A 7,227-nucleotide genomic window follows, 5' to 3' on the forward strand; every position below is an offset into this window, starting at 1 on the left:
ATCAGACTGATCAGCACCGGGCGGCCCTCGGCAGCGACATCGGCTAGCGTGCGGGAATACTGGCTGTGCACCTGCGCCGACGCGCACCGGCAGTCCGGACACGCCACCGTCAACTCGCGGGTACGGGCAGCGATACGGACCACACCACCCGACGACCACACCCGTTCCACCCGCACCACATCCAGGTGCGGCGACACAGTTCGTACGAGGTCATCACACTCGCCGAAAGTCCCGCTACCCGTGACGGAGCGTCACCGGCGCACGGTGGCACAGCCCCGTTTCACGAAAATCTTGCCAGGGCCACGTTCGGGCGTACGCCGACACTCGGCTCCGGGCGATGTCGGCGATGGTGGCGTTGCCGCAGCTGACGTTGGTCAGGTGGACGGGCTTGCCCGGCGGGAACTCGGCGAGCTCCCGTTCGACAACGCCGGGGTAGGCGTCGGTGGTGCGGTCGCAGCCGTCCCGCGACGCATCACCCAGCGCGGGCTGCGGGGCGCCGACGAAGCCGCCGGCGGTGTACGAGTCGCCCAGCGCGGCCCACTCGTAGTGGTCGGCCGCACTGGCGGAGCCCGAGGGAAGAACCGCGGCCGCTGTCAGTGCGAGTCCCACGGCCAGTGCGCGCGTTCGCAGGCGGTTGGCGGGGTGTCGCATGGATCTTCCGGGACAGGCCAGCTGCAGGGCCGTCGAGGCGAGGGCCGCCAGTCGGCCCGTAGACGTCGGACGCATCTCAATTCCCCTTTTACTCAACGTAGTTGTGCGACTACGCATTGAAAGTAGGGGAGGGCACACGACCAACCGGCAGGTGTGCCGGGTAAACCACTCAGGCGTATTGCACTGAGGCTCCGGCCACAGCGAGTGCGCCGGGTGGCCGACCCCGACAGCGAAGAGAAGCGCCACAGACAGCTGATGGCGTCGGCGCGCACCAGGGCGGACCTGGAGCACGCCGGCGGGCGGCCCGGCCCTCCTCGGAAGCAACGCCCGCAGCCTCCCGGCGGGCCCGGCCGGGAAGGCGGGTCAGCCCCTGGGCGGGGCTACGGGCGAAAAGCCGCAGGGCCGGTGGCGGGGAACCGCTCCAGGACGGTGCGCTGCGTGGGGATGGCGGTCGTCATCGCGCGCCGCCGTTCTCCCAGGTGTCGATCAGGTCGCTGACCGCGTCGGGGCTGGTGGCCTCGCCGTCACCGCCGCGTACCGCGTGGAACGCCACCTCCTTCCCGCACGGGCCGCACGGCTGCGTTCAGGAGCAGGCGGTCCGTGGAGAGGCTTGGCGCCGCGGTGTGGCGCCCCTGGTCCGCGGCCTGGTCAGGGGCGCAGGCACCATTCCACGAAGCGGCTGATGCTGGCGTCCACCCGGGCCGTCTCGTCGGCCACGGCGGCCGTGCAGAAGAAGCGGACCTCCTGGAAGTCCAGCTCCATGGCCTGGACGAGGCTGTGCAGACCGAGCTTGTCGCGGATCCAGGCGCGGGCGGTGTCGCTGTCGTCGAGGCGGTCGGGGGCCAGGCCGTGTTCGGCGAGGAGGTCGGTCTTGCTGAGGGCGACGGCCAGCCGGGAGTGCCGTACCGGGGCGCCCATCGCGGCCACCGCCTGGACGGAGCGGCCGAAGACCTCCTCCGGATGGACGGTGGAGGCGAGCGTGCGGTCGAGCAGCGGGCCCGGCGAGGGTTCCAGCCGGGTCCAGAAGTCGTCCACGGCCATCGGGTCGAGGACGAAGACGAACGTGCGGGCGGCCCGGGCGTAGCGCAGCGCGTCGGTCTCGTCGCGGTCGACGAACCGCTCGCCGGCGGTGTCGAAGAGGTGGACCAGCCGCTCGGCGCGGCCGGCGCCGAGGACGAAGGAATGCGCGCGGGGCAGGTCCTTCTGGGTGCCCCGGGTGTGGCCCTGGATACGCAGAATCTCGCGGAGCACCTGGTAGCCGGCCTCGGTGTCGTCGTCGGCGAGGCGTAGCGCCGGGCCGCCGTTCACGGCGGCGTTCTCCAGCGCGAGCAGCATGGCCGCCATCAGCTGGGTCTTGCCCGCGGCCTGCCCGCCGATCAGCGGAACGACCACCTCGGGCATGTGCCCGGCGTCCGCGTTCATCGGCTTTCCGCAGTGCGGGTGGGTGCAGTACGCCTGGAGCCGTGCCTCCCGGCTCATCAGCATCAGCAGGGTGGGCATCCGCTGTCCGCACTCGCAGCGGCGCCGGAGGATGCCGTAGGTGCCCGGGCGGATGTCGGCGTGCCGGCGCCGGCAGGTGGGGCGAGGGCAGTCGTAGGCCGGGTAGGGGACGCGCTCGTAGCAGTGCGGACAGATCATGCCGGTGGGCAGGCGGCGCATGTACAGCATGGTCCGGTCTACGGCGCGCAGGGCGCCGGCGAGGAGGTGGGCGCCGCCCGTCAGCAGCAGGAGCAGGAGTCCGTACAGCGCCAGGAGCAGGGCCAGCGGTACGGGGGACAGTGCCGCGCCGAGAACGAGGCCCGCGTAGAGGGTGAGGCCGTAGGGCACGGTGAGGGCGCGGGTCCTGGTGGGGGCGGTGAACTGCCGTGAGGTCACTGCGCGGAGGGAGTCGGCGGTCGTCCTGGCGTACGACCGCCGTTGCAGCGTGAGGACCTGCCGCAGGTCCCGGGCGCCCGGCCCGAAGAAGTAGTTCCGGTACGCCTTCACCTCCTCGTCCTGCGGACGGTACGGCGGCAGGATCTGGAACTCGGGCGTGCGCCGGACCAGGACACCGGCCAACAGCCGTATGTGGCCCGCGAGGAGCTGCATCAGCAGCGCGGCGGCCCGCAGGAGCACGATGGCCGGGGCGACGGTCAGGAACACGGCGAGCCCGGCGAGGTAGCCCGCGGGGACGAGGACGAACGCGATGATCTCCTCCACGTCGGGTCACTCCCCCTTGCTCTTGCCGGATCTGCGACGGAAGGGCAGCGCCGACGAGACCTTGTTCGCCACTTTCCGCGCGCCGCTCAGGCGGGCCTCGGCACACCCGCGGTAGTAGTCGGCGAGTTGGGCGTGATGCGGCTGCACCGCCCGCTCCAGCCGTTCCAGGTCCGCCGGGCGCCAGTGGTCGCCGGTGTGGCGGCGGACGGCGTCGACGAGGTCCCGGTGCGCCTGGACGAGTCCGGTGGTGCGTACGGCGGCGACCGCGGCGACGTGGCTGAACCGGACGTCGTCGACGCGGCCGGTCTCCGTCGCCGCGCGGTGCACGGCCCTGAGGTACCGGTCCAGCAGGGAGTGGCCGAAGTCCGGGCAGCGTGCGCTCATGCGGCCGATGTCGGCGGGCAGGCGCAGCATGGCGGGGAGCAGGCGGTAGCGCTTGAGGGCGTGCGGAGCCGCCCACATGTCGGCCTCCTGGATCGCGAAGACCTGGGCGAGCTCCGTGGCCTCGCGGGTCGTGCGCAGGGCGGCGTCCAGTTCGAGGGTGGTCAGCACCCGGCGCTGCGCCTCGGGCGGCAGCCCGGCGAACCGGGCCGGGGCCTCGAGCAGTTCACACAGCCGGAGGCACAGGTCGAGCTGCTCCTCGTCGTCGATGGGCTGGTTCACGGCGCGGTCGAGCCACTGGCCGACCGGTTCGGCCCGGAATCCTTCGGGGAGCAGTCCGCCGGCCACCTCGATCGCCTCGTCGTGTGTCCAGACCGGTCTGGGGTGGCGCCACAGCGCGTGCAGCAGATCGGCGTCGGGTGCCGCCCGGCCGCGGACCCCGAGGATGCGGAACATCAGCTCGACCGTGCGCTCCGGCTCCCGTTCGGCCCGGGACCGCCAGTAGTGCTCCAGCAGCAGCGGGCGGTCGCTGAGGTCCCGTTCGCGCAGCAGGGCGGCGGGGAACTGCGAGAAGAGCTGTTCCTGCCCGTCACGGCTCTGCAGCGCTTCCTGCACCGCCGTCGCGAGGGCCTCCCGCAGCTGCGGCAGCCGGCCGGCCAGGTCTTCCGCCTCCTGACGCAGGCGGGCGCCGGACGACGGCGCGCCGAGCAGGGCGCGGGCCACGGTGAGCGCCTCGCGCTCCAGGACCTCCTCGGGCGGGGCCAGATGGGCTCCGTCGGCCCACAGCAGCAGCCGGACCCGCTGCCGGGTGGTGGTCACCTCGGTCGCGAGCAGCCGCTCCCACAGGGCGGTCGCCCGGGCGCGGACCTCCGGGTCGACGATCCGCGCGGGCTCCGTGGCGTCCTCGCCGCCGGCCATGTGGGCCCGCATCCGCGACTCGTGCAGTTTCCCCTCGATCTCCTGGTGCAGCGCGGTGTCCCCGGCAGCCTTCGCGATGTCGCTGAGCACGGTCAGCCGGGCGTCGTCCAGGGTCCGGTGCCCGCGGTACAGGTCGGCGGCGAGCTGGGCCCGGCGCGGCCCGAGGTGGGCGGCGCCGGGCAGCCAGCCGAGCAGCGCGTCCACGTCGGCCCCGGCCAGGGCGATGCCGCCCGAGAGGGCCGCCGCGGCCAGCGGCGCGTGCCAGTCCTGCGGTTTCTCCTCCCCGCCGGCTGCGAAGTCCCGCGTCCAGGCCCAGACCGGCCGGACGGATCCGACCCCGATCCGGGTGAGGAGCTCCACCAGGGCGCGGACCGCGGGCTCGAGGGGGACGTCGGCGGGGAAGCGGCCGCGGGCGAAGTCGAAGACGGTGTACGCGTCCTCCTCGTCCGGCGCGAAGTCGAGCTGGGCCTCGGGCAGGGTGCCGATGAGGTGCAGCCTGCTGCGGGCCGGGCGGAAGACGTACGTGGCGAAGGAGAGCCGACGGGCCAGCCGGGGCGGCAGCAGATAGGAGACGGCGGCGAACCAGTGGGCGATCCGCTCGGTGGTGTCGTCGGCCACGACCACCGAGCCGTGATCGGTGAGCGCGGCGAACACGGCCGCCAGCAGGTCCGGCAGCCGGCCGCCGTGGGGGTGCGCGAGCAGGACCGCGTGCACCGCCCGGGGACCGAGCGGGCCGCGCGGTGGCGGCTCCACGAGCACCGGGATGTCGGTGGTCGGGGAGACCCGACGGGTCCACACGGGCGAGTCCCACAGCTCGATGCCGAGCAGTCCGCGGCCGGCCGCGGGGAAGTCCTCGCTGTGCAGGGCGTGGGCGAAGTAGTTGCCGAAGCGGCGGGCCGAGTCCCGGCCCACGTACCGCACGCACAGCACGGTGGCGGCGTGGCGGTCCGGGCCGTACGGCCGGTAGCACAGGTTGACCGGGCAGCGGTCGAGCTGCTCCGGGGTCTCCGACTCCACCAGGGAGCGGGGTGGTTCGTAGCCGGCGAGCGCCTCCACGGCGTGCCGGGTCTCGGCGCTGACGCCCCCGCTGACGGCGTTGAACTGGAACCCGGAGAACCCGCTGAGACCGTGCTCACAGGACGTGTAGTACATCTGCTGGAAGTGCGCCCCGGCCCCGCCCGGCCCGGGCGCTCTCTGACCGGTCATCCGCGTCCTGCCTTCGGCACCGCACCGAACTCGCTGAGCAGCCACAGCAGCGGGTCGGCGACCCGGTAGGGCTGGATGCCGGTGGGGGCGACCCGGGCCTCGGGCGTCGGGTTGTGGCCGAGGGAGGAGACGCCGAAGTAGCGGTAGCGGGTGTAGTGGTTCTCCAGCAGCTGGTCGATCGGGACGCCGTCCCAGTCCTTCAGCAGCCGGCGGACCTCCTCGTGGACGCTGAGGCTGTCGCCCACGTCGAACCGGCCGCGTGGCGGCGCGTAGTCGCGCAGCGGGCTGCTGCTCTCCAGCAGGTGCCAAAAGGCGTCCATCTTCGAGAAGACCACGGCGATCGGGGTGTCGATCTTCTGCGCGGAGCGGCCGGTGCGGGGCGCCAGCAGCAGTCCGGTCACCCGGGACAGGACGTTCATCGGCGCGTCGAGTCCCTCGGTGCCCGGCAGCGGGGTGCCGGGCAGCGCGCCGTCTCGGGCGCCCGGCATCTGGAGCGGGTCGAGCAGCAGGATGATGCCGTCGGCCCCGGCCAGATAGCGGGTGTTGAGCTCCACGCTCTCGCGAGAGCTGAAGTCCTCCCCGGCGGTGTCGAAGAACGACAGCACGGTGTGCTGCGGGCGGTCGCCGAACAGGGAACGCCGGCGCAGGCTGAAGCGGAAGACCAGCGGGTCCACCCGGTTGAGGTTGGTGGAGGCGGTCTGGGTACCGGGGAACATCTGGTTGTCGCGGTAGAGGCGGTCCTCGTAGTCGGCGCTGTAGCGGCGCATGGTCGCGTCGTCCAGGCCCATCAGGGCGGCACCGAACGCCTCTCCCACCCGGTTCCTGACCTCGTGCAGCAGCACCGTCATGTACACGGTCTTGCCGGACGCCTTGGCGCCGACCATCGCTATGAGCCGGTTGTCCACCATGCCGAACTGCACGGGGAGTTCGGAGTGGCACACCGGGCAGATCCGGTACGTGGTCTCGCCGTCGCACTCCGGGCAGACGGCCGTCGGCCTGCGCCCCTCGGCGGCGAAGTCGGGGCCGAGGTCGTGACTGCGGCGCGGGCCCATGCGCTCGTCGAGCACCTGGTCACGGCGCCTCGGACACTGCTTCCCGGTGCGGCTGAGGCGGCTGTTGCAGCGGAACCGGATCTCGCGCGGGGCGAAACTCTCGTAACAGTACGGGCAGGTGAGCCGTCGTGCCATCAGGTGACTCGCAGTCTGTGCAGCGCCGTCGGGCGGATGTCGATACCGGTGGGGTCGCCGTCCGCCGGGAAGCAGACCAGCCAGGAGGGACCCCTGGTGGACGGCAGCGGGAACTCCACGGTCAGCGGGGTACGGGCGGGCAGCCGCTGGGCGGGCACCTCGTGCAGGACGGTGCCCTCGGCGGTACTCGTGGGACGGAACCGGCCGAGACCGTGGACGATCCGCAGGCTGGGCAGCTCGCAGCCGGTCTCGGAGGTGAAGGTGACCGACGCGGCTCGCCCCGTCAGGCGCCGGCGCACGGCGGGCTCGTACTCCACCACGGGCGGCTGCGCGGGCACGACCAGCGAGGACGCGCCCTCGCAGTCCACGGTGGAGTCGGCGACCAGGGCCTCGACGGTGAGGACGACCGCGTCCCGGCCGACGGCCAGGTCGAGCCCGCCGTCGTGCTCGTACACCCGGCGCCGGCAGATCAGGTCCCCGTCCCGGGGCCCGCCGCCCGCGCTGCCGCCTTCGCGCCGCCAGCGGACGCGCGCGCTGAGCGCTCCCTCGGGCCAGGCCCACAGGACGAGCAGGTGGTCTCCGCGACGGAGGGCCTGCAACTGGCCCACGGGGACGGCGACGAAGGTGGCGGGCTGCGAGACGTGCGGGTCGCGTGGATCGGTGGGGGGCGGGGGCGGGGTGGAAG

5 protein-coding genes and 1 pseudogene are annotated in these 7,227 nt (G+C 73.0%); all 6 read right to left on the bottom strand.

The features are described from left to right. Positions 1-197 (bottom strand): annotated as a pseudogene (locus BIV23_RS51305) (ISL3 family transposase); the annotation flags it as partial. Between the two features lie 37 nt (positions 198-234). Next, positions 235-651, bottom strand: coding sequence for an SGNH/GDSL hydrolase family protein (locus BIV23_RS44490; protein ID WP_071386700.1), 417 nt, complete (start codon positions 649-651; stop codon positions 235-237). Between the two features lie 648 nt (positions 652-1,299). Further along, positions 1,300-2,850, bottom strand: coding sequence for a TRAFAC clade GTPase domain-containing protein (locus BIV23_RS44495; RefSeq protein ID WP_071386701.1), 1,551 nt, complete (start codon positions 2,848-2,850; stop codon positions 1,300-1,302). Positions 2,851-2,856: 6 nt separating this feature from the next. Continuing rightward, on the bottom strand, positions 2,857-5,355 hold the full coding sequence (locus BIV23_RS44500; RefSeq protein WP_071386702.1) for a GTPase-associated protein 1-related protein: 2,499 nt from the start codon (positions 5,353-5,355) through the stop codon (positions 2,857-2,859). Further along, on the bottom strand, positions 5,352-6,542 hold the full coding sequence (locus tag BIV23_RS44505; protein WP_071386703.1) for a TRAFAC clade GTPase domain-containing protein: 1,191 nt from the start codon (positions 6,540-6,542) through the stop codon (positions 5,352-5,354). The genes BIV23_RS44500 and BIV23_RS44505 overlap by 4 nt, the downstream gene beginning before the upstream one ends. Then, positions 6,542-7,227, bottom strand: a 686-nt coding sequence (locus BIV23_RS51020; protein ID WP_177240263.1) for a hypothetical protein, incomplete at its 5' end; no start/stop codon positions are given. The genes BIV23_RS51020 and BIV23_RS44505, both read right to left, overlap by 1 nt.

The sequence above is a fragment of the Streptomyces monashensis genome, from assembly GCF_001866665.1.
GTDB classification, from domain to species: Bacteria; Actinomycetota; Actinomycetes; order Streptomycetales; family Streptomycetaceae; genus Streptomyces; species Streptomyces monashensis.